21 protein-coding genes are annotated in these 20,514 nt (G+C 62.5%); 9 read left to right on the forward strand and 12 right to left on the reverse strand.

Annotation, left to right across the window (positions count from 1 at the left end):
- Positions 1-126: 126 nt before the first annotated feature.
- Complete coding sequence (locus ACP154_RS00220) at positions 127-723, reverse strand: uracil-DNA glycosylase family protein (RefSeq protein ID WP_421857969.1); 597 nt, start codon at positions 721-723, stop codon at positions 127-129.
- Entirely contained in the window at positions 716-988 is a 273-nt protein-coding gene (locus tag ACP154_RS00225; protein WP_107711133.1) for a DUF3253 domain-containing protein, read from the reverse strand. Before ACP154_RS00225 ends, ACP154_RS00220 begins: the two co-directional genes overlap by 8 nt.
- Positions 989-1,011: 23 nt before the next feature.
- Between ACP154_RS00225 and ACP154_RS00230 the strand changes: the two genes are divergently transcribed.
- A complete protein-coding gene (locus ACP154_RS00230; RefSeq protein WP_421857966.1) occupies positions 1,012-1,734 on the forward strand; it encodes an acyltransferase in 723 nt (240 codons plus the stop codon).
- A gap of 74 nt (positions 1,735-1,808) precedes the next feature.
- Here the strand turns inward: ACP154_RS00230 and ACP154_RS00235 are convergent, their stop codons facing one another.
- Positions 1,809-3,089: a NupC/NupG family nucleoside CNT transporter gene (locus ACP154_RS00235; protein WP_421857963.1), complete on the reverse strand. Its 1,281-nt coding sequence runs from the start codon at positions 3,087-3,089 to the stop codon at positions 1,809-1,811.
- Positions 3,090-3,177: 88 nt separating this feature from the next.
- Here ACP154_RS00235 and ACP154_RS00240 point away from each other — a divergent pair, with 88 nt between their 5' ends.
- Positions 3,178-3,417, forward strand: coding sequence for a DUF1289 domain-containing protein (locus tag ACP154_RS00240; protein WP_421857960.1), 240 nt, complete (start codon positions 3,178-3,180; stop codon positions 3,415-3,417).
- On the opposite strand, the gene ACP154_RS00245 is transcribed toward ACP154_RS00240, so the two are convergent.
- Positions 3,418-4,236 carry a sulfite exporter TauE/SafE family protein gene (locus tag ACP154_RS00245; RefSeq protein WP_421857957.1) on the reverse strand — a complete coding sequence of 273 codons (819 nt, stop codon included), beginning with the start codon at positions 4,234-4,236 and terminating at the stop codon, positions 3,418-3,420. It lies immediately after the preceding gene.
- Positions 4,237-4,322: 86 nt separating this feature from the next.
- Entirely contained in the window at positions 4,323-5,321 is a 999-nt protein-coding gene (gene dusA / locus ACP154_RS00250; RefSeq protein ID WP_421857955.1) for a tRNA dihydrouridine(20/20a) synthase DusA, read from the reverse strand.
- 197 nt (positions 5,322-5,518) lie between these two features.
- On the opposite strand from dusA, the gene ACP154_RS00255 reads away from it, so the two are divergent.
- Together ACP154_RS00255 and ACP154_RS00260 are read left to right on the forward strand one after the other, a co-directional pair.
- Entirely contained in the window at positions 5,519-6,985 is a 1,467-nt protein-coding gene (locus ACP154_RS00255; protein ID WP_421857952.1) for an aldehyde dehydrogenase family protein, read from the forward strand.
- A 123-nt stretch (positions 6,986-7,108) separates the two neighbouring features.
- On the forward strand, positions 7,109-8,164 hold the full coding sequence (locus tag ACP154_RS00260; RefSeq protein WP_107711138.1) for an NAD(P)-dependent alcohol dehydrogenase: 1,056 nt from the start codon (positions 7,109-7,111) through the stop codon (positions 8,162-8,164).
- An 84-nt stretch (positions 8,165-8,248) separates the two neighbouring features.
- Here ACP154_RS00260 and pyrC read toward each other — a convergent pair whose 3' ends face one another.
- A complete protein-coding gene (pyrC, locus tag ACP154_RS00265) occupies positions 8,249-9,292 on the reverse strand; it encodes a dihydroorotase (RefSeq protein WP_421857948.1) in 1,044 nt (347 codons plus the stop codon).
- A 23-nt stretch (positions 9,293-9,315) separates the two neighbouring features.
- Here pyrC and ACP154_RS00270 point away from each other — a divergent pair, with 23 nt between their 5' ends.
- The 4 genes from ACP154_RS00270 to ACP154_RS00285 all read left to right on the forward strand — a co-directional run bounded on the left by ACP154_RS00270 (position 9,316) and on the right by ACP154_RS00285 (position 13,311).
- Complete coding sequence (locus tag ACP154_RS00270) at positions 9,316-9,465, forward strand: hypothetical protein (RefSeq protein ID WP_421857945.1); 150 nt, start codon at positions 9,316-9,318, stop codon at positions 9,463-9,465.
- A gap of 61 nt (positions 9,466-9,526) precedes the next feature.
- Positions 9,527-10,075 carry a hypothetical protein gene (locus ACP154_RS00275; RefSeq protein ID WP_421857942.1) on the forward strand — a complete coding sequence of 183 codons (549 nt, stop codon included), beginning with the start codon at positions 9,527-9,529 and terminating at the stop codon, positions 10,073-10,075.
- 73 nt (positions 10,076-10,148) lie between these two features.
- Positions 10,149-10,721, forward strand: a complete 573-nt coding sequence (locus ACP154_RS00280; protein WP_421857940.1) for a response regulator — start codon at positions 10,149-10,151, stop codon at positions 10,719-10,721.
- Positions 10,722-10,797: 76 nt separating this feature from the next.
- Positions 10,798-13,311: an ATP-binding protein gene (locus tag ACP154_RS00285; protein ID WP_107711142.1), complete on the forward strand. Its 2,514-nt coding sequence runs from the start codon at positions 10,798-10,800 to the stop codon at positions 13,309-13,311.
- Between the two features lie 25 nt (positions 13,312-13,336).
- Here the strand turns inward: ACP154_RS00285 and ACP154_RS00290 are convergent, their stop codons facing one another.
- From ACP154_RS00290 to ACP154_RS00310, 5 genes are all read right to left on the reverse strand, one after another.
- Positions 13,337-13,912 carry a periplasmic heavy metal sensor gene (locus ACP154_RS00290; protein WP_421857938.1) on the reverse strand — a complete coding sequence of 192 codons (576 nt, stop codon included), beginning with the start codon at positions 13,910-13,912 and terminating at the stop codon, positions 13,337-13,339.
- Positions 13,909-14,328, reverse strand: coding sequence for a hypothetical protein (locus ACP154_RS00295; protein WP_421857936.1), 420 nt, complete (start codon positions 14,326-14,328; stop codon positions 13,909-13,911). Before ACP154_RS00295 ends, ACP154_RS00290 begins: the two co-directional genes overlap by 4 nt.
- Complete coding sequence (locus tag ACP154_RS00300; RefSeq protein ID WP_424993759.1) at positions 14,325-14,978, reverse strand: RNA polymerase sigma factor; 654 nt, start codon at positions 14,976-14,978, stop codon at positions 14,325-14,327. The genes ACP154_RS00295 and ACP154_RS00300 overlap by 4 nt, the downstream gene beginning before the upstream one ends.
- A 24-nt stretch (positions 14,979-15,002) precedes the next feature.
- Positions 15,003-15,587, reverse strand: a complete 585-nt coding sequence (locus ACP154_RS00305; RefSeq protein ID WP_421857933.1) for an EF-hand domain-containing protein — start codon at positions 15,585-15,587, stop codon at positions 15,003-15,005.
- A 73-nt stretch (positions 15,588-15,660) separates the two neighbouring features.
- Complete coding sequence (locus tag ACP154_RS00310; protein ID WP_421857931.1) at positions 15,661-18,540, reverse strand: bifunctional [glutamine synthetase] adenylyltransferase/[glutamine synthetase]-adenylyl-L-tyrosine phosphorylase; 2,880 nt, start codon at positions 18,538-18,540, stop codon at positions 15,661-15,663.
- Between the two features lie 90 nt (positions 18,541-18,630).
- On the opposite strand from ACP154_RS00310, the gene ACP154_RS00315 reads away from it, so the two are divergent.
- A complete protein-coding gene (locus ACP154_RS00315; RefSeq protein ID WP_421857928.1) occupies positions 18,631-19,203 on the forward strand; it encodes a hypothetical protein in 573 nt (190 codons plus the stop codon).
- Here ACP154_RS00315 and ACP154_RS00320 read toward each other — a convergent pair.
- On the reverse strand, positions 19,169-20,455 hold the full coding sequence (locus ACP154_RS00320; RefSeq protein WP_107711148.1) for a sensor histidine kinase: 1,287 nt from the start codon (positions 20,453-20,455) through the stop codon (positions 19,169-19,171). The genes ACP154_RS00315 and ACP154_RS00320 overlap by 35 nt on opposite strands.
- Positions 20,456-20,514: the final 59 nt, after the last annotated feature.

The following is a 20,514-nucleotide window of genomic DNA, read 5'->3' on the forward strand; positions in this document are numbered from 1 at the left end:
ATCCGCTGGCGGGGCGACGCCGCTTCATTGGCGGTCGCAATCAGCCTTTGGCCAGCGTGTGCGCCGCTTCGATACTCTTTGAGACAACCCAGTGCAAGTGCCCGTTTTACTTAGGTAAATGTACGGTCAATTTAGGCTGTTCAGCATTTTGCGCACGCGAGCTTTTAGCTCAGGCAAAACCTCGTTCTCAAACCATGGGTTACGTTTCAACCATCCGGTGTTTCGCCAGCTGGGATGCGGCAGTGCAACATAATCAGGCAGATGCAGTCGCCACTGCTTTACGGTTTCAGTCAGGGTTTTCGACGCGCCCGCGCCCAGATGCCAGCGCTGGGCGTAGGCGCCGACCAGCAAAGTCAGCTTCACGTCGACAAGCGCAGCACTCGCCCGGTCTTGCCAGAGCGGCGGACATTCGCGACGAGGCGGCTTGTCTCCGCCCTTGGCGTCAAGGCCTGGAAAACAAAAGCCCATGGGGGTGATCGCGATGGCGCGTTCGTCATAGAACTCGGCCTCGCTCACCCCCATCCAATCGCGCAAACGATCCCCGCTGGGATCAGTGAAAGGCCTGCCGCTGGCTTGCACTCGCGTGCCCGGCGCCTGTCCGATGATGCGGATGACGGCGCTCGCCTTTCCGCGCACTACGGGGCGCACGGGGTGATCGAGATAGGGCTGGCAGACCCGGCAGGCGCGAATCTGCGCCTTTAGCTGGTCGAAATCCTCAGCCATCGCTGTCAGGGGCCGGCGCGTCAGGCGCCTTGGCCAGCCGATAAACACCCTTGAAGTTTTCAGGATCGACCGGCTTGCCCTTGCGCAGGATCACCACCTTGCCCTGACGGGCCAGATGGATCGCCGCATTGCGCACATGGCGCATGCGTTTTTGGAAGTCTTCAGGAAAGACTTCACGGGCCGCCTCGGACGGGCAGATGCTCTTTTCCGGCCCTCGCGCCTCGACCAGGGACAGAATCGCGGTTTCGATAACGTCTTCACTCATTCTTGGCTGGATACTCCAAAACCATGCGTCATGACCACCGCCCTTACTGGATGCACGATCTTTGGGAGCAGTATGAAAACTGGTGGGTCCGGCGCTTTCTGAAGCCGCATTTCGAGAGCCTCGGGACGCACGCCAAAGTCGTGCGGCCGTGGAATGTGGAAGTGTTCGGCCCCAACGTCCATGCGGGCCGGGCCATCCATATCGTCAGCCGTAGCGACCAGCCCGTCAGCTTCACCGTCTGGTCTCCCCAGGATGCGCCTGGTGAAATCAAAATCGGCGATTGCTGTTTCTTCGCGGGCAATATCCGCATCCTGGCCGCCCAGAAAATCGTGATCGGCGACGGCGCCCTGCTGGCCAAGTCCGTCACCATCACCGACAGCGACTGGCACGGCCTGTACGACCGCATCACCCCGCGTCCGCCCAGCGCCCCGGTGATCATCGGCAGGAATGTCTGGATCGGCGACGGCGCGTTTGTCGGCAAGGGCGTCACCATTGGCGACAACGCCGTCATCGGCGCACGCTCGGTAGTCACCAAGGACGTGCCCGCCAACACCGTGGTCGCCGGCGCGCCGGCCAAACCCCTCAAGACGCTAGACCCGGACGGCCCGTTCAAGACCCGGATGGAGATGCTGGGCGACGCGGACGGCCTCGACCGGTTCATGAAAGCCGCCTATCGCGAGCAGCTCAGCGGCAATTCCACGCTGGGCTGGCTCAGGAGCAAGGTCTTCCCGCGCCGAGGGGATTAGGCGTCAGGCCCTCCCCCAAAACAAAAACGGCCCCGGAATTCCGGGGCCGTTTTCGTGTGGGCGTGCGCCATAGCCTAGCTGAACAGGCTCATCGGCAGGGCGCCGATCACGGCGCCGGTCATCAGAGTGGCGAGCGTGCCCGAGATCAGCGCGCGCGGAGCGAGCTGGAGAATGTCCTCGCGGCGGCTCGGAGCCACGGCGATCAGGCCACCCACCAGAATGCCCACCGAGGAAAAGTTCGCAAAGCCGCACGCCGCATAGGTCATGATCAGGCGCGAGCGCGGGCTGAGCTGATCGGCGTTCGCGGCCAAAGCGTCATAGGCGAAAATCTCGTTGAGGGCTGTCTTGAAGCCCATCACGGTGCCGCCCGCCTGCGCTTCGCTCCACGGCAAACCGGCGATCCAGACCAGCGGCGAGAAAATGAAGCCCAGGACGCGCTGAACGGTGATCGGCTCGCCCATGAAGTCCGGCAGACCTCCCAGCATAAAGTTCACCAGCGCCACGATGGCGGTGAACACCAACAGCATGGCGATGATGTTCACAAACAGCTTCACGCCGTCTGAAACGCCGGTGGTCAGCGCGTCCATGGTGGAGTGATAGAGCTGGACCGGGATGCGTTCTTTCTCAGCCTGCTCGGCGGTTTCGTCCTGCGGGTGCATCAGGCGCGCCAGCACGGCGGCGGCGGGCACGGAAATCAGCGAGGCGGTCAGGATGTGACCGGCGGCGTCATCCAGCACGGCGTTCAACTGGTTCACATAGATGGCCATCACCGAGCCTGCGACGGTGGAAAAGCCCACCGTCATGATCAAAAACAAGTCCGAGCGAGAGATCGCCGGCAGGCGCGGTCGGATCAGCACCGGGCTTTCCGTCATCCCGAGGAAAATGTTCGCCGCTGCGCCCAGAGAGGCGGCGCCGGACAGATTAAGGATGCGGCGGAACAGGCTGGCGAAGCCGCGCACGGCAAACTCCAGAATGCGCCAGCGCCACAACACCGCCGAGATCGCGGACAGCACGATCACCATGGGCAGAGCCTGGAAGGCGAAGGTGAAAGTCAGCCCCTCCATGCCTTCCCGGATAACATAGGGATTATCGCCGCCGCCCAGATAGCCGAACACGAAACTCGTGCCTTGAGTGGTGGCCGCTTGCAGCACCTCCACCACGGTCGTCAGCGAGGACAGGAAAGCGCGCGTGGGCGCAAAGCTGAACAGCAAAATGGCGATGGCGAACTGCACCGCCACCCCGCCGATAATCAGCACCACAGGCGGCGTCTTGCGCGGCCCCAACACCCAGGCGATCGCCAGAAACACGAACACGCCGATGAGGCTGCGCAGCTGCAGACCCAGATCTTCAATCATCTCGGATGGTATCCCCTAATGACGGCTCACGCCGCGTCGGGCGTTTGTCACAGGTTCGCCAAAATACCGTTTTCTTAAAGAAACACTAGTGCGCTTGCAGCAGAAGCCCGAACGCGCCAGTTTGCGCCCCATGACTGACCCGATCTGGAGCCCCTGCAAACGCGTCTGCGTGGTCGACCCGAACCAGGCGATCTGCGTGGGCTGTTTCCGCACCCTGGACGAGCTGGGCCGCTGGACCCTGATGAGCCATGAGGAGCGCTTGTCTGTGAAAGCCGAGCTCAAAACCCGTGAAGCGGCGTATCGCGCTTCGCGACAGGCCGGTGGCTAGCTAGCCCACAAAGATCGCTTCGCGCAGCATGTTCAGCGACATGATCAGCAGCCCGACGGCGAAGAATTGCTTGAGGCGCTTGGGGTTCAGACTGTGCGCCAGATTGGCGCCCACCGGCGCCAGGAACACCGCTGACGCGGCGAGCGTGACAAAGGCGGCCATGTTCACATAGCCCAGTGAGAACGGCGCCCGGCCCGGCTCATCCAGCCCCGCCACCATAAAGCCGATGGCGCCCGGCAGACCGATGGCGACCCCAAAGCCCGCAGCGGTGGCCACAGCCGTATGGATCGTCTTGCCGTGGAGCGTCATCAGCGTGACGCCAAACACGCCCCCGCCGATGCCCATCAGGGACGACAGAATGCCGATCAGCATGCCCAAAACCGTCTTCATCGGCTGGCCGGGCAGGTCATCGGCCAGTTTCCAGTCCGGACGCCCGAAGAAGAATTGCGCCGAGAGCAGCAACGCCACGGCGCCGAACAGCCCCGTCAGCGCCCGCCCCGGCGCCAGGTCGGCCACGGCGGAGCCCAGCAAGGCGCCAAGCACGATGAAGGGCGTCCAGCTCTTTAGCACAGCAAAATCCACCGCGCCTTTCTGGGCGTGCGCTGCGACCGAGCGCAGCGATGTCGCCACGATCACCATCAAAGAGGTGCCGACCGCGGCGTGCATGGCGTGCGCCTCATACCCGAGCCCGGTCAGCACGTAATAGAGCGCAGGCACCATGATGATGCCGCCGCCAATGCCGAACAGGCCCGCGATCAGCCCGGCGAAGGCGCCAACGGCCAGCAGGGCAAGGATGAAGGGTATGAGAGAGGCGTCCATGGAGCGAGCCTTTCAGAAGGACCAGTGACTTGGCCCAACATGGCCCGGTTTCATGTCGCGCTGCAACATACAGCATAGAAAGGGGCTTATTCAGCGGCGTATGCTGTCATTGCCGCCAGCGCATCCTCAAGCACCTCCCAGCCCGCGCCGGGCCGGTTGGCACGCTCAGACAAAACCTGACGCCATTTACGCGCGCCAGGGCGTCCCGCGAACAGGCCCAGCATATGCCGGGTGATCGCGTGCAGTTTGACGCCGCTCGCGAGCTGCGCTTCCACATAGGGCCGATAGGCTTGGACGGCGTCAAACGGCGTCGCACACGGATTGCACGTTTCGCCATAAACGCGCGTATCCACCTCGGCCAGCGTCCACGGCGTGTGATACGCCGCCCGACCCAGCATGATCCCGTCCGTGCCGTGCATCTCCTCGAGCCCGTGCTCGAGGCTTTCCAGCCCGCCATTGAGCAGGATTTCAAGATCAGCATGCTCGGCCTTCAGACGCCGCACCAGATCGTAATCGAGCGGCGGCACATCGCGGTTTTCCTTGGGACTCAGCCCTTTCAGCCAGGCCTTGCGCGCGTGGACGATGAAGGTTGTCACCCCGCTTTCGCACACCGTCTCGACAAATCCGAACAGGGTTTTCTCCGGATCCTGATCATCCACGCCTAGCCGGTGCTTGACCGTGACGGGGACCGACACCGCCTCGCGCATGGCGATCAGGCAATCGCGCACCAGCTCCGGCTCACGCATCAGACAGGCGCCGAACTTGCCCGATTGCACCCGGTCGGACGGGCACCCCACATTGAGATTGATTTCAAGATAGCCATAGCTTTCAGCGATCCTGGATGCTTTCGCCAAAATCTCAGGATCGCTGCCGCCCAGCTGGATCGCCACCGGATGCTCGGACGCATCAAAGCCGATCAGACGCGGCACATCGCCATGGATCAACGCCTGATCCACCGCCATCTCGGTATAGAGCACAGACCGGCGTGTGAGGACGCGGTGGAAGGCGCGGCAATGCCGGTCTGTCCAGTCCATCATGGGCGCCACGGTGAAGCGGCGATCGAGGCGTGCTGCGCTGTCTGTCATGGGCGGGGGATGTAAGGCCAGACGGGCAAAATCGCAAATCCGCCTGTCACGCGGGCGGCGAATCTCAGTGGCGGTGAAACCCTTAAGCGCCCCAGGCGTTTCAAAACGACACCCTGTCATGGCGCTTACGCTCAACACCTAAAAGCCACGTCAGACGGCGACAGACGAAGCGCCCTCCCCCATAGCAAGGATTTCACATGACCGACGCTTACACCGATCTGGACCGTCAATTCATCGCGGGCGAGTGGCGCAAGGGCGGCGCGGGCGAAACACTGGATAACAAGGACCCGTTCACCGGTGACGTTCTGACACAGATCGTTGCGGCCAGCGAAGCTGACCTGAATGCGGCCTACCAATCCGCCAAAGATGCTCAAAAAAGCTGGGCCGAAACACTGCCCGCTGAGCGGATCGCAGTCTTGCGCAAAGCCGTATCGATTTTTGAAGACAGGAAGGATGAAATCGTTGACTGGCTGATCAAGGAAAGCGGCTCCACCCGCATCAAAGCTGAATCAGAATGGTCCACTGCCCGCAACATCACTGAAGAAGCGGCGAGCTTTCCGCTCCGCGTTGAAGGCCGGATTCTGGCGTCCAATACGCCCGGAAAGGAAAGCCGGGTCTATCGTAAGCCGCTTGGAGTCGTCGGCGTCATCTCGCCTTGGAATTTCCCACTGCATCTGGCGCAACGCTCCGTAGCGCCGGCTCTCGCGCTGGGTAATGCGGTGGTGCTCAAGCCCGCGTCAGATACGCCTGTCTCGGGCGGGCTTTTACTTGCGAAGATCTTTGAAGAAGCCGGTTTGCCCAAAGGCCTGCTCAACGTCGTGATCGGCAAGGGCTCTGACATTGGCGACGCTTTTGTCGAGCATTCCGTCCCGAAGCTGATTTCCTTCACAGGCTCCACCCCCGTCGGCAAAGGCATCGCAGGGAAAGTAGCCGCCAGCGATGAACTGAAGCGGCTGGCGCTGGAGCTTGGCGGCAATAACGCCTTTGTCGTGCTTGACGACGCGGACCTTGATCGCGCCGTGAACTCTGCGGTGGCGGGCAAGTTTCTGCATCAGGGACAGATCTGCATCGCGGTCAATCGCATCATCGTGGATGCAAGTCTCTATGACGCGTTTGTGGACAAGTTCGCCGAGCAGGTCCGGGGTCTGAAATACGGCGACCCCTCAGACGCTGACACGGCGGTCGGCCCGATCATCAATGAAAGCCAGGTAGACGGGCTGAAAGACAAGATCGCTCAGGCGAAACAGTCCAGCGCCAGAGTGTTGGTCGAGGGCGACATCAAGGGTCAGGTCGTGCCGCCGCATGTCTTTGCAGATGTCACCATGGAAATGGAGCTGGCTTATAACGAGATTTTCGGTCCCATCGCCGGCATCCTCAAGGCACGCGACGAAGACCATGCGCTCGAACTCGCCAACGCCACCGAGTACGGCTTGTCCGGCGCCGTGCACTCCTCGAACACAGAACGGGCCGCCGCCTTCGCCCGCCGGATGGATACGGGCATGACCCATATCAATGATCACTCTGTCAATGACGAGGCGAACGCCCCGTTTGGCGGCGAAAAGAATTCCGGGCTCGGCCGCTTCAACGGCGATTGGGCGATTGAGGAATTCACCACAGACCACTGGATCACGGTGCAACATGCAGAGCGCCCGCTGCCGTTTTAAGGCGGACAGACCCTCCCAAAGACTGCAGAGACAGGGCCAAGCGTTACTTTATATCGCTTGCGATACAAATGCTTGGCCTTACATCTGTGGCAGATCTAGAGAAGCCAGTCTCAGGAGAGACCCGTGAAAACCACCGGATACGCCGCTTATTCCGCCGACAAGCCACTCGCGCCCTATGATTTCGAACGCCGCGAGCTGCGCGGCAATGATGTCGCCATCGAGATCACGTATTGCGGCGTCTGCCATTCTGATCTGCACACTGCGCGCGGCGATTGGGGCAAAGTGGATTATCCGGTGGTGCCGGGCCACGAGATTGTTGGCAAGGTCATCGCCATCGGTCCCGATGTCACGGAACACGCTGTTGGAGACAATGTGGCTGTGGGCTGCATGGTCGACAGCTGTCAGGACTGCGATCAATGCGATCATGGTGAAGAGCAATTCTGCCGGAACGGCATGACCGCCACCTATGATTCCAAGGACCGGATCACAGGCGAGCCGACCCAGGGCGGCTATTCCAAGCATATCGTGGTGCGTGAAGAGTTCGTGCTCGCCATGCCCGATGGGCTCGACCTGTCGCGCGCTGCGCCGCTCTTGTGCGCGGGCATCACAACCTATTCGCCGCTGCGTACGTGGAATGTGGGACCGGGCAGCCGGGTTGGCGTTGTCGGCATGGGCGGACTGGGCCATATGGCGATCAAGCTGGCTGTCGCCATGGGCGCCCATGTGACGGTGCTGAGCCGCTCTCCCAGCAAGGAACAAGACGCCCTCAAGCTGGGCGCGGACACCGTGCTGATCTCCACTGACAAGGACGCCATGAAGGCGGCCCGCGGCTCACTGGACCTGATTATTGATACAGTCCCGGTCAAGCATGATGTCAGCCCGTACATCCCGCTTCTGGATGTGGACGGCACGCTGACGCTCGTCGGTCAGGTCGGCCCCATGGAGGAGTTCGCCACGCCGGCCATGCTGATGGGCCGCCGCCGCATCGCAGCCTCGCTGATCGGCGGTATCGCGGAAACACAGGAAATGCTCGATTTCTGTGGCCGGATGAACATCCTGCCCGAGTGCGAAATGATCAAGCTGGAAGAGATCAACACCGCGTTTGATCGCATGGAAAAAGCCGATGTGCGCTATCGGTTCGTTATTGACATGAGCAGTGTCGAGGCGCCGGCCGCCTAAGACTCGCTCAGTCCTAAAAAAACGCCGCCCTGCACGGTGCAGGGCGGCGTTTTTTTGTTGAGCTCGCAAGCCCGTCTCGAACATTCAGTCCTCAACCAGGCGCCAGTGCATCTCTTCCCCGGCGTGAAACGGCACCACGTCCAGGTCACCGCGCTCCAGACGCTCAGGGATCAATGTGGGCTGGCGTTTGAGAGTGACCCGGCCCTCATTGAGCGGCATGCGATAAAAGGCTGGGCCGAACTCGCTGGCGAAACCTTCCAGCTTGTCCAGCGCTCCTTCCTCTTCAAACGTCTGTGCATAGCTTTCGATCGCCACGGGCGCGCTGAAAATGCCGGCGCAGCCGCAGGCGCTTTCCTTGGCGTGGCGCTCATGGGGCGCCGTGTCGGTCCCGAGAAAGAATTTCGGATCACCCGAAATCGCCGCTTTGCGCAGGGCGAGCTTGTGCAAGCGGCGCTTGGCCACGGGCAGACAATAGGCGTGAGGCCGGATGCCGCCCACCAGCATGTCATTGCGATCAATGCGCAAATGGTGCGCGGTAATGGTGGCGGCGATGTTGTCCCCGCCAGCCTTCACGAACTCAACGGACTGCTCGGTGGTGATGTGCTCGAGCACAACGCGCAGGCCCGGCATGTCTTTGTTGAGCGGCCCCAGAACGGTCTCCAGGAACACCGCCTCGCGGTCAAAGATATCGATATCGGGGCTGACGACCTCGCCATGCACCAAGAGCGGCATGCCGATCTTTTCCATCCGCTCGAGCACTGGGTAGATATTGGCGATATCGCTGACGCCGTGAGCGGAATTGGTGGTGGCGTTCTGAGGGTAGAGTTTGGCGGCGGTGAAGACGCCTTCCTTGAAGCCACGCTCGATCTCGTCCGCGCTGACCGTGTCGGTCAGATAGGCCGTCATCAGGGGGGTGAAACCGCGCTCTGCGGGCACCGCTGCGTTGATGCGATCGCGATAGGCGCGCGCCTGATCCACCGTTGTGACCGGCGGCGTCAGATTGGGCATGACGATCGCGCGGGCAAACTGGCGGGCGGTGAAATCGGCGACGAAGTCAAGCATGGCGCCATCGCGCAGATGCACATGCCAGTCGTCGGGCTTGCGAAGGGTCAGCGTGTTCTGGGTCATGGCCACGGATTTAGGCCGCCATCATGCAAAGCGCAATCATCAGCGCCGATGCGCTTGCAGGAAAAATTGATCGCTTAGGGCATCAACAGAGTGCAAGCGCGGCTCCGGCGATGATCTGCCAGGATAAACCGCCAGGCGGCGCCACACCCATCAAGCTTTGCAAGGGCGATTAACCAAGGAGTTTAACCCGGCTTTGAGACCAACATGACATTCTTCCCGCATAGGGAGTATGACATGGCGAAAGCTGAGTTTCACAAACACCAGCGGGTTTACGTCAAACCGGTTGGCACATGGGCGGTGATCGAGAAGGTCAAACCCCATTGGGTGCGAGACGTCGAAGAACCTGTAAAAGTGCTTTATGACTGCGGGCTTGGGCGAGATTTCACAACGGACGAACTGAGCGCAGAAGCGGTCGAGGACTCCCAGGTCGGCCATTGGCGGCTGATGCGCGCGCGCAATAAGGGGCAAACCGCTGAGGAATGCGCGCACCATCCCCAGCCGGGAAGCTATCCTGTGGTCGTCACCGACTCTCAGAATTGGGGCGGCTGGCGCGTGCCGGGCGCTGAATATGATCGCGATCCGGGCCGGATCGAGCATCAGGCGCGCTTGATCGTTCATGCTCCCAGTCTATTTGCCCTGGCCGAACGCCTGGTGCGCTCGGCTCAGGATGATCCGGACGCCTCCAGCCAGACCATCAACCTCGCCAAAACAGCGGCGGAATTAATTCGGGCCGTGAACGCTCGCCCCGACACCAATCAGCCGGATGGTTTGTCAGTGGATTAACCACACGGCAACAGCATACGCCCTAGGCTGAACAGGATTCAGACAGACGCGCTGAACCAATGGAGCTGCGGCCATGACGCCCCGTATGGGCAATGTGAACACCCTGATCATCGACGACAATGCTCACATGATCAGCATTGTCCGCTCGATGCTGCTTGGCTTCGGCATTTCCCGCACCCATGAGTCGCGCGACGCCGTGGAAGCGTTCGAAATTGCGCGTCATGAGCCTATCGACCTGATAATCGTGGATTATCAGATGCCGCTTCTGGATGGGCTGGAGTTCATTCAGATGGTCCGCCGCGGCGCGGACATGAAAAACCCTTTCGTGCCGATCATCTTGCTGACCGCCCACACCGAACGCTCCCGCATCATGGCCGCCCGCGACGCCGGTGTCACCGAGATCTGCGCCAAGCCCGTCACCGCTCGGCAGATGTGGGAAAAGATCGTGGCGGTGGTGAACAATCCCCGCCCCTTCGTGAAGACCGCGAACTATTTGGGCCCCGATCGCCGCCGCAAGCACGAGGATTACAACGGCCCTGAACGCCGCTCTGTCGGCTCAGCGAAACCTGATGCCGATGAAGGGGTTGATGTCTCTGAATCCGGTGATGAAAACGATCAGGGCGCCATTGACCAGCTGATGGCCTGATCGGCCCGGCGCCCCCTCTTAACACGTCATTTACGGCGCTGGACGAACGCCCGCAGAACACCTTAGTTTGCTAAGGATGATTCGTGTCGGCCAACAGTCCGCTCGCGGCGCTGCACGCGACCGCTCCACCGCTTCGGTCGATGCTGAAGCGAAAGCGTCGTTATGGCCTACGACACTAGCCGTCATCGCCTTCTCCCTAGTGTTTGGATGCGTCATCCTGGTAAAGCTGCACCAGGAATGGACCGCTGCACGGGCCGAGGCCGAAGCCTCTCAGGCGCGCACCGCCGCCTTCATCGCCGAACGTGTGTCGGGACGCTTGTCAGAAGTGCGGGGCGCGTTGGCCATGGCCGCGTCCCAGCTCGAAGTGATGAGTCCGGCGAGTCTTGACGCCGGCGCCCAGGCCGGGCTCGACAATCTGATCGAGGCCGCCTGGGTGGACGCTGCGGCGCTGCTGACGCCTGACGGACGCCTGATCGCCGCCGGCGCTGCGGACCCTGACATGTTGCGCGAAGCGGCGAACGCGGCCTTGCAGGCGTCCACAGGGCTCGCAGCGAGACCGGGGCAGACACCGCCGCTTGTGCTCACCGCTCCGGCGCCGCTGTCTGACGGGTCCGTGGGGGCATTGGTCGCAAGCCTGACGCCTCAGGAATTGCTGCCGCGCTGGAACCGCGATGATGTGGCGATGCTGACGGACGCCGAAGGTCGACTGCTGGCGCTGAACCCGGCGACGCCGTTCACCGGCGCTCCGTTCGCCGCCGAGCGGCTGGGTCTCGACCCCGCCACCGTATCAGCCATGGCGCGCAATGGCGGCGCCATGCGCGGCGCACGACTGGGCGATGAGGACCGCATTCTGGGCGCCGCCGCCATTACCGGCGCACCCTTGCAAGCGCTGAGCCTCGGTCCGGACGGCATCAACCACAGCGCCTGGAACAGCACCTTGCTGTTCCATCTTCTGTTGTTCCTGGCGCCGCTGGGAACAGCGATCGCCTTGTCGATCGTGCTGCGCAACCAGATGGGCCGGCTGGGCGACACCCAGGCGAAACTGACTGATTCCGAAGGCCGGCTGCACCTCGCCATCGAGGGCGCCCGCTGCGGCGTCTGGGATTGGGACCTCGATACGGATGAAGTCGTGCTGACGGATTCCTTCGCTCAGCTGATCGGCCGCGCGCGAGGCGAGGCCATGTCCGGCCCCGAACTCCTGTTGCTTCTGGGCAAGGAAGACCGTCCGAAAGTGCGCGCTGCGCTGCGCGGCGCCGCCAATGCACAAGATGTTGACCTGGAAGTGCGGGCTGCGGGTCTGCCCGTCTGGCTGCAATTGCGCGGACGCCTGCTGCCGCAGACCCGTCGCATCATCGGCGTCGCTATCGACATAACCGAGCGCAAAGGGGCCCAGGCTCGGGTCGCAGCCGCTGAATCGCGATTGCGCGCCGCCCTGGAATCCATGAGCGAGAGCTTCGTGCTGTGGGATGCGCGCGGACGCCTGGTGCTCTGGAACCGCAAATTTCGCGACTTTTTCGGATTCTCCGAGAGCGATTTGCGCATCGGAGCCAGTTATGAACAGGTAGAAGCCGCCGCCGCGCCCGCCATCAAAATGGCGCACGCCTCCGATGACGGCCAAGATGACTATGATCTTGAGCTGAAAGACCGCCGCTGGATCCATTATGCCGAGCGGCGCACCGCCGATGGCGGCCTCGTGAGCGTCGGCGCGGACATCACCGCGCTCAAGGAGCAGCAAAGCGCGCTGAAGGAAAATGACCGCGAAATGCGGCGCACAGTCGAGAACCTGCGTCGCTCCCAGGAGCGCGTGCAAGAGCTGGCCGCCAATTACGAGCAGGAAAAAATCCGCGCCGAGGAAGCCAACCGCTCCAAGTCTGAATTCCTGGCCAATATGAGCCATGAGCTGCGCACGCCTCTGAACGCCATTAACGGGTTTTCCGAGATCATGGCTGCGGAGATGTTCGGCCCCTTGGGCCATGAACGCTATCAGGATTATGTGGGCGACATTCTGAGCTCGGGGCAGCATCTGCTGTCGCTGATCAACGACATTCTGGACATGTCCAAGATCGAGGCGGGCAAGATGCAGCTCCAGCCCGAACCCCTTTTGCCATCAGACGTCATCGAGCAATGCGTGCGCATCATGCGCGCCCGCGCTGAAGAGAAATCCATTCAGCTGACCGTTGAAGGCGATGTGTTGCCGGAAATCTCCGCTGATCCGCGCGCCCTCAAACAGGTCCTTCTCAACCTGATGTCCAATGCCGTGAAATTCACCCCAGAAGGCGGCAAGGTGAAGCTGCGCGGCTTTCAGGCGGCGGACGGCGTGGTGATGCAAGTGTCAGATACCGGCATCGGCATCGCTGAAGACGATCTGTTGCGCGTAGGGCGTCCCTTTGAACAGATCGAGAGCCAGCACTCCAAAAAGCACCAGGGCTCCGGTCTGGGCCTGGCGCTCTCAAAATCACTGATCGAGTTGCATGGCGGCGCGCTGCGGATCGACTCCAAGCTGGGCGAAGGCACCACGGTCTCCTTCACCCTGCCGGCGCATCCGATAGAGCAAAGCGTGCAGGTCGCCGATGCGACGGCGGAAGCCTGATCGTCTGGATGACTAAAGCCGAAGATCAATCGAAATCCGGTCCGTCATTTGACGACGGCGCGTCCGGCCCGCGGCGCTCCCTGTCGTCCCGATCCCCCTCATGACGGTGAAGATGACGCCGGCCATGATCACGATCTGCGGGTCGGGTCAAAGCCCGCTCGAACGCCGCACGGCGAATATCCGCCGGCAAAGTGTCCGCCGCATCCAGGATCAGGGCTTCGGTGCGTTGCTCGAGCCGGGCGCGCGCCTCACGCGCTTCGCGCAGCGCCTGCTGGGCGGCGTCCGGGTCAAACGGCTCAGCAGTCAGCACAACGCGCACGGCGCGGCGCTTTTCGCCCAGATCCCGCATCAGGGCGAAAACCTCCTCGCGGGATCCCTCCATCTGTTCAAACACAGGCCTGCGATAGTCTTCCGGAAGCGCGCGGAAGAAATTGCGCGGTTCAAAGCCGCGCACGCTCGCCGCATCGGCGGCGTTCGCGCGGATGGACACGCGTCCGGCGCCGTCATCGCTCAACCAGCGATGCGCGCCAGCGCCGATCAGGACCCCGTTCAGCAAAACAGAGACCAGCAGCAAGGCGATCCAGAGATTGATCCGGCTCATGAGGCGTCCTCAAACAAGGTTTGCGTCTCTGACAGCACAGAGAAAGCGTTGGCGTAAATTACATCGTCAACGGGTTGAGCGTTCATCTGGGAACCGATCCAGCCTGTGCCCGCGCCGAACATCAACGCCAATGCGGCCGCGACCCCCGCCCAGCGCGGCGGCGCATAGGCGCGGCGCAAACCCGATACTGCGATGGTTTCATAAAGCGCTGGAGCCGGAAGCACGCCAGCGTCCAGATCAAGCAAAGCATCAAGCGCAGACGCCTCCTCCAGACAGGCCTGCGCAAATGCAGGCTCGGCATCGCAGAACGCGCGGGCCGCAACTTGCACATTACAGGGCCAGCGCTCCAGCGTTCCGCCATAAGCGTCCGCAAGTTCAGAAAACCGGTCCGGGGTCATCATGATATCTTTGCTCATAGCTCTCTTCCCGATCCCTGTAATCCAGCAGCGTCCCGGATCAGTTCTTCACGATCACGCGCCAATGTCTTTTTCAGGCTCCGGCGGGCGCGCGCCAGCAGCGATTCCACGGCCTCGACGCTGACGTCCATCATCTGGGCGGCCTCGATATTGGTCCGCTCCTGAAAATGGCACAATTCCAGCGCCAGCTTCTGACGCTCTGGCAAAGCAGCGACCGCCGCCCTCACCCGCGTCAGGGCGTCCTCGCCGGTCAGCCTCGCATCTGCACTGACCGCGTCATCAATGAGTTCGGGCGCATCACCATTGAACTGGCTATCACGCTTCTTGCGCAGGCGATCATAACTCGCATTCATGGCGATCCGGGTCACCCAGGTTTCAAGCCTTGCGCGCTCAGGATCGTAGAGACCGATCTTGCGCCAGACCTTCAAGAAGGTCTCTTGCGCCACATCCTCAGCTTCAGAACGATCACTCAACAAGCGCGCCGCCACAGCATGCACCCTAGGCAAGCAACGCTGGGTCAAGGCCCGAATGGCGTCGGCCTCGCCCCGAGCGACGCCGAGCGCCAGCTCTGCATCAGCGGCGCGCGCCTCCTCACCTCCCCCCGTCCTGCGAGGAGAACCTTCAATCACTTTCAGGAGGGGGCGGGACACGCGCGCAGCTTTCGTTCGAGCAGGCTAATCGCGCCACCAGCGCGCACGGCGTTCGTCTCGCCGATCCGCCCGCTCTTGCAGATGCGCGTCGAGTTCGTCAGGCGTGATCGATCCGTCAGAGTTTGCATCCAGACGATCAAACATCCCTTGAGGCTGCGCCAGGAATTCTACGCGCGAGATGCGGCCATCCTGATCAGCGTCAAACGCCTCCATTCTCCCTTCACGACCCCGGTTGCGGCCGCCTTCGCGACGCGGGCGCTCCTCGCGCGCATCCGCGCGGGCTTCTCGCAGCGCCATCATGCGCTGGCGGGCCGGGGATGCATCCGCCTGATCCAGGAAGCCGTCGCCATTGCGGTCCCGGTAGGAAAACGCCTCAGTCTGGAGCTGTTCCAGTTCAGCGCGCGTAACGGTGTTGTCGCCGTTCAGGTCAGCGACCTGCAGCAGCATCAGGCCCCGCATGCCGCGACCGCCATGGCCGCGGTGATGCGCGCCGCGCTCAGCATGCCCGTAGCCGCGGGCGCCTGGCCCGTCATATCCCGTGGGTTGAGCCAGGGCCGCGCCAGATCCCAGAACCAGCACAAGGGCTGCGGCGCTTATCAATCTCTTCATCGTACCAATCTCCTGTCTCCAAGCGGGGCGTGGTCTCTCCCTCGCTGATACCTGTGGTACGCATGGCATGGCTTTATTCCGTCGCGGTGAATGTCACCTCACCGATATAACGCTCGAACAGGGTGCGCACGCGAGCCGCCGCGATATTCAACGCGTCCGCCGTGCAGTCCAGGTCATCGCAATGCGCCGCCTGACACAAGCGCTGAGCGAACGGCTCGCTCGCCTTGTCCGGATCAAAGGCGGCGCCGTGCGCGGCGCGCAGGATCTGGGTCAGGTCGGCATTGAGCTCATGCGCTGATTTGAGCGCCTCTCCGTCCGCCCTGTCCAGCCATTGCGCCTCCACCAGCCGGTCCAAAGCCCCTTGGGTGTCCGCGCCGAGACGTTTGTTCAAAACCAGCTGACCAATCTGGGCGATGAACTCAATATCGATCAGCCCGCCCGCCCGCATTTTCATGTCCCACGCAGAGTGTGCGGGCTTATCGCGCTCAAGGCGCGCGCGCATATTCGCCGCGTCTGATTTCAGCGTGTCCGCAGGCCCCGCCGTCTCTATCACGGCGGTAATGGCGCGATCCAGTCGCGCCGCCAGACCGCCGTCGACCACGATCCGGCTGCGGGTCAGCGCCATGCGCTCCCAGGTCCAGGCTTCAGACGTCTGATAATAGTCTTCAAAGCGCGACAGGCTCACTGCTGCCGGCCCCGCCGAGCCTGAGGGACGCAAGGCCAGATCCACCTCATACAGCTCGCCTTCCTCGGTCGGCGCTGTCAGCGCCGAGACCAGACGCTGTGTGAATCGGATGAACCAGGTTTGCGCGCCCAGGGGGCGCGGCCCTTGCGATTGCTCTGCGCTCGGTTCGTAGACGAGCATGATGTCGAGATCAGACGTCGCCGACAGCTCCCGCCCGCCCAGCTTTCCCAAGCCCAACACCGCCCAAGCGCCGGGCGGCGGGCCGTGCCGCGTGATCATTTCCAAGAGCGCCGCCTGCGCCATAGCGCCCAGAGACGCATCCGCCAGATCCGCATACGCCTGGCCAGCGTCCTGCGCGCGGGCCCGGCCCAGCAATAACTGACCGCCAATTCGCAGCTTCTCTTCACGCGCCAGACGACGGGCGGCATTGAGCGCCTGCTCATAGTCCAGCGTCTCCAGCCCTGAAAACCGCTTGATCCGGTACGCGGGCGGGTCTTCGCTCAAAGGGCGCGTGAAAGCCGGATCAAGCAGACTGTCCAGAAGCGCCGGACGGCGCGCCAGCACCTCCGCCAGACGCGGGGCCAGCCCCAGCATGGCGATCAGCTCCCGCGCAAGCTCGGGCTGGTTCACCAGCAGCGACAAGGGCTGCACGCCGCTCGGCAAGCCTTCAAAGAAAATCGAGAAGCGGGTGAAGGCGGCGTCAGGGTCACCTGTCGCCGCCAGCGCCTCGATCAGGCGCGGCGCAAATCGCGAAAACAAACGCCGGGCGCGTTCGGTCCGCGCTGCGCGCGCCCGCCCCGCCGCCCAGCCCGCGAGCCGTTCCCACACTCGATCCGGTTGAGAAAAGCCCAGCCGGTCCAGAGTGTCCCGGGTGTCCGGCGTGGGTTCAACCCCGGTCAGGACCAGACTGCCCGCCTCCGTCGCCAGGCTGTCGCCGTCATCAAACTGGGCGGAGAAGGCTGCATGCACGGCGCCGAACAGCGCGGTCATGCGCGCGTCAAACTCTGACAGGTCGTCCGCACCCGAGAGCGCCGCCACCGCCCGCCGCATCTCGGCCTGCAGCGGCAGAGTCTGGGTCTGCTCGTCTTCGAGCATCTGAATGCGATGCTCCGTATCGCGCAGGGCGATGTAATAAGCAATCAGGGCCTCGGCTTCGTCTGACACCATAAGGTCGTGCGCGGACAGCGCCGACAAGGCGTCCATGGTTGCGGGTGCGCGTACAGCGGGCATCCGCCCGCCGAACACCAGTTGCAGACACTGGGCGTAGAACTCGATCTCGCGAATGCCGCCACGCCCCAGCTTCACGTCATGGCCGGCCGCGCGTACTTCGGCGCGCTTGCCCACGGCCTGGATCTGTTTGGCGAGGGCGCGGATATCCTCCACCGCCGCGAAATCCATGGTCCGCCGCCAGATGAAGGGGGTGAGGTCTTTCAAGAACCCCTCGCCCGCCGCCCGGTCGCCGGCGCAGACCCGCGCCTTGGCGTAGGCCGCCCGCTCCCAGTTCTGCCCCAGCGCTTCGAAATAATAGCGCGCCATGTCCGCGCTGACCGCGACGGGCGTTGATCCCGGATCCGGGCGCAGCCGCAAATCGACGCGGAACACATAACCGTCCGCGGTCACGTCCTGCATGATCGCGCTGAGTTTCTGTGCGATGCGTGAGAACAGCTTGAGCGGGTCCTTACCCTCAGGCAGCTCGATGATCTCGGGCTCATAGGCGATCACAAGATCAATGTCGGAGGAGAAATTCAGGCTGCGTGTACCGTGCTTGCCCAGGGTGAGTACGAAATAGCCCGGCAAGGGATTGAGCGGATCGTTGACCGCGACCCCATAACTGCGCACGGCGCAGGCCAGGCTCGCCTGAACGGCGGCGTCGGCGAAGTCCGTGAGCGCCGCCATCACCTGTTTCAGACTAAACGCGCCTGAGAGATCCGCCAGCGCCGTGACCAGATGCAAATCGAGCTTGGCCCGGCGCAGCACCGCCCTCACTTCGGCTTCGTCTTCAAGCGCCGCTGCGTCGCGCGCCGTCTCGCACAAACGTTCGATCAGGGTTTCAGGAGGGGTCGTGGCAAGCTGAAGCAGCGTGTCAGGACGCCGCGCCGCTGTCCGCGCCAGATAGGGCGCCGCGGCGAACACGCTGTCGAGAAAGACCGCCCCCTCGCCCCAGGCGTCAAACGCCGCCGCGCCAATGCGCTCGCGTGCCCGCCGGGCGCGGTCCGGGGCGATATTGGGCAGGGTCTTGGTGAGACGATCTGTGAGCGGCGCAGTCATGGTCGCAGAGTGCAGAGCGTTGCGGGCTGCTGCAAGATTGCGAGACGGTTCGGCTTCCCCTACCGTCCGATTCTTGCAGGAGGGGAATCCATGATCAGAAATCTCTGTGTGGCGGCAATCCGCCTGCTCGCCTTGTTTTTTGCGGTATCGGCACTCCCCCCTCTTCTACAAGGGCTGACCCAATATTTTCTAAATCAATCACCAGAATTCGGCCTACTTTTAATTATAAGGCCGGCGACTTCAGTCTTCCAGATTATGCTCGCTTCATTAATTTGGGCTTTTTCAGCACCTATTGCAAAAAGAATATCACAAGACGCACAGAACAAAGATACTGTAATTATCGACGCTCAAGATATTGTTCTAATAGCATTGTGTATTCTAGGGGCAATAACAATAATAGATAGCGCCCCTCAAATTATAAACATAGTATTGCATCTAGCCCACCATGCAGCGGCCAACATAGACAACCCCAACCCAATACGGAGTCGGGCATATTTCTCACCCAGCCTAGTAGAAGCATCTATTCAGACTTTCATCGGGTTTTTCCTGCTCTTTTTCGGGTTTCGTCTGAAATCCGTCCTGCGCAAGTTCCAGACCCTGCGCACCGCAGGCCATGACAAGGCCGAGCCTATTTCCGCTTCGAAAACGTCAGAGCGATCCTGAGGCCCGGGCCGGAGCCGTCCACGGCGCCGGGGCCGTCATCGAGACTCAGGACACCGCCATGCACTTCCGCAATGGCGTTGACCAAAGACAGGCCTAGCCCGACGCCGGGCTGGTTGCGGGAGCGATCAAGACGCACAAAGCGCTCCAGCACCCGCTCGCGGTCTTCCACTGGAATACCGGGACCGGTATCGGTGACGGAGATTTCAACCCGCCCCTCGCCCGTCTTGCGGCCGCGCAGCGCAATCGCGCCGCCGTCAGGCGTGTATTTGATGGCGTTATCAATCAGGTTCGCCATGGACTGGGCGATCAGCTCGCGGTCGCCCATCACCGTGAGTCCCGGCTCGCACTCGCATTTGAAATCGGTGCCCGCATCTTCACACACCGGCTCGTAGAGCTCGCACATGTCTTCCATGAGCGCGCTGAGATCGACAGCTTCAAAAGCGCGCCGGCGCTCGCCCGTCTGAAGACGCGACAGCGACAGGACAGCGTTGAAGGTCTTCAACAGCTCGTCCACATCGCTGACGGCCTGCATCAGCGCCGCTTCGCGCGCCTCAACATCGCCTTCCTCCACAAGGGCGGATTCAATGCGGCCGCGCATGCGGGTCAGCGGCAAGCGCAAATCATGGGCGATGGAATCGCCGGCGGTGCGCATGCGGTGCATCAGGTTTTCCACCCGGTCGAGCATGTCGTTGAAATTTAGCGAGAGCTCATCCAGCTCATCACCGGAATAGGTCCGCGGGGCGCGGGTCTCGAGACGCCCGGTCATCACGGCCCGCGCCGCGGCGTTGATGCCGTCCAGGCGCCGGGCGAAGCGCCGACTGACCACGGCGCCGGACACGATTCCCAGCGCCAGCGACAGACCTGAAGCGATCAGAACCGAGTTGAGCGTGTTGGCGACGAAGCGGTTTTCTTCTTCCACGTCGAGACCAACGAAAAGCTGATAGCCATCGCCCAGCTCGACGATCTGACCGCGCGCATCGCGGCCCTCCTCGGCGCGGTCATTCACCCCTTCCACGGGCTGACGGTCATAGGTGAACCGCACCCGCCCCTGCGGATCCGTGGGCGCTTCGGGCAGGCCGTAGATATTGCCCACCAGCTGCTGGCCCTGCGGGTCGAGCAGCATGTAGAAGAACTCGCCGCCGCCCACAGACCGCTGCACCAGATAGCGATAGGCGCCTTGATAGCCGCGTTCTTGATAGAGCTGCTGGATCTCGGCGACCTCGGCGGACACTGACGCATCCGCTCGGCGCATGGCCGCGCTGACGGAAGCGGCGTAGACCAGCGCCAGGATGACGAAGCTCGACAGCGCAA

Origin of the sequence: Oceanicaulis sp., from assembly GCF_965249665.1 — a bacterium.
Taxonomy (GTDB): domain Bacteria; phylum Pseudomonadota; class Alphaproteobacteria; order Caulobacterales; family Maricaulaceae; genus Oceanicaulis.

Coding starts and splice junctions, on each gene's coding strand:
- ACP154_RS00220 (WP_421857969.1), bottom strand. CDS start 723: ATGGCTGAGGATTTCGACCAGCTAAAGGCGCAGATTCGCGCCTGCCGG.
- ACP154_RS00225 (WP_107711133.1), bottom strand. CDS start 988: ATGAGTGAAGACGTTATCGAAACCGCGATTCTGTCCCTGGTCGAGGCG.
- ACP154_RS00230 (WP_421857966.1), top strand. CDS start 1,012: ATGCGTCATGACCACCGCCCTTACTGGATGCACGATCTTTGGGAGCAG.
- ACP154_RS00235 (WP_421857963.1), bottom strand. CDS start 3,089: ATGATTGAAGATCTGGGTCTGCAGCTGCGCAGCCTCATCGGCGTGTTC.
- ACP154_RS00245 (WP_421857957.1), bottom strand. CDS start 4,236: ATGGACGCCTCTCTCATACCCTTCATCCTTGCCCTGCTGGCCGTTGGC.
- dusA (WP_421857955.1), bottom strand. CDS start 5,321: ATGACAGACAGCGCAGCACGCCTCGATCGCCGCTTCACCGTGGCGCCC.
- ACP154_RS00255 (WP_421857952.1), top strand. CDS start 5,519: ATGACCGACGCTTACACCGATCTGGACCGTCAATTCATCGCGGGCGAG.
- pyrC (WP_421857948.1), bottom strand. CDS start 9,292: ATGACCCAGAACACGCTGACCCTTCGCAAGCCCGACGACTGGCATGTG.
- ACP154_RS00270 (WP_421857945.1), top strand. CDS start 9,316: ATGCAAAGCGCAATCATCAGCGCCGATGCGCTTGCAGGAAAAATTGAT.
- ACP154_RS00275 (WP_421857942.1), top strand. CDS start 9,527: ATGGCGAAAGCTGAGTTTCACAAACACCAGCGGGTTTACGTCAAACCG.
- ACP154_RS00280 (WP_421857940.1), top strand. CDS start 10,149: ATGACGCCCCGTATGGGCAATGTGAACACCCTGATCATCGACGACAAT.
- ACP154_RS00285 (WP_107711142.1), top strand. CDS start 10,798: ATGATTCGTGTCGGCCAACAGTCCGCTCGCGGCGCTGCACGCGACCGC.
- ACP154_RS00290 (WP_421857938.1), bottom strand. CDS start 13,912: ATGAGCCGGATCAATCTCTGGATCGCCTTGCTGCTGGTCTCTGTTTTG.
- ACP154_RS00295 (WP_421857936.1), bottom strand. CDS start 14,328: ATGAGCAAAGATATCATGATGACCCCGGACCGGTTTTCTGAACTTGCG.
- ACP154_RS00305 (WP_421857933.1), bottom strand. CDS start 15,587: ATGAAGAGATTGATAAGCGCCGCAGCCCTTGTGCTGGTTCTGGGATCT.
- ACP154_RS00310 (WP_421857931.1), bottom strand. CDS start 18,540: ATGACTGCGCCGCTCACAGATCGTCTCACCAAGACCCTGCCCAATATC.
- ACP154_RS00315 (WP_421857928.1), top strand. CDS start 18,631: ATGATCAGAAATCTCTGTGTGGCGGCAATCCGCCTGCTCGCCTTGTTT.
- ACP154_RS00320 (WP_107711148.1), bottom strand. CDS start 20,455: ATGCGCCGAGCGGATGCGTCAGTGTCCGCCGAGGTCGCCGAGATCCAG.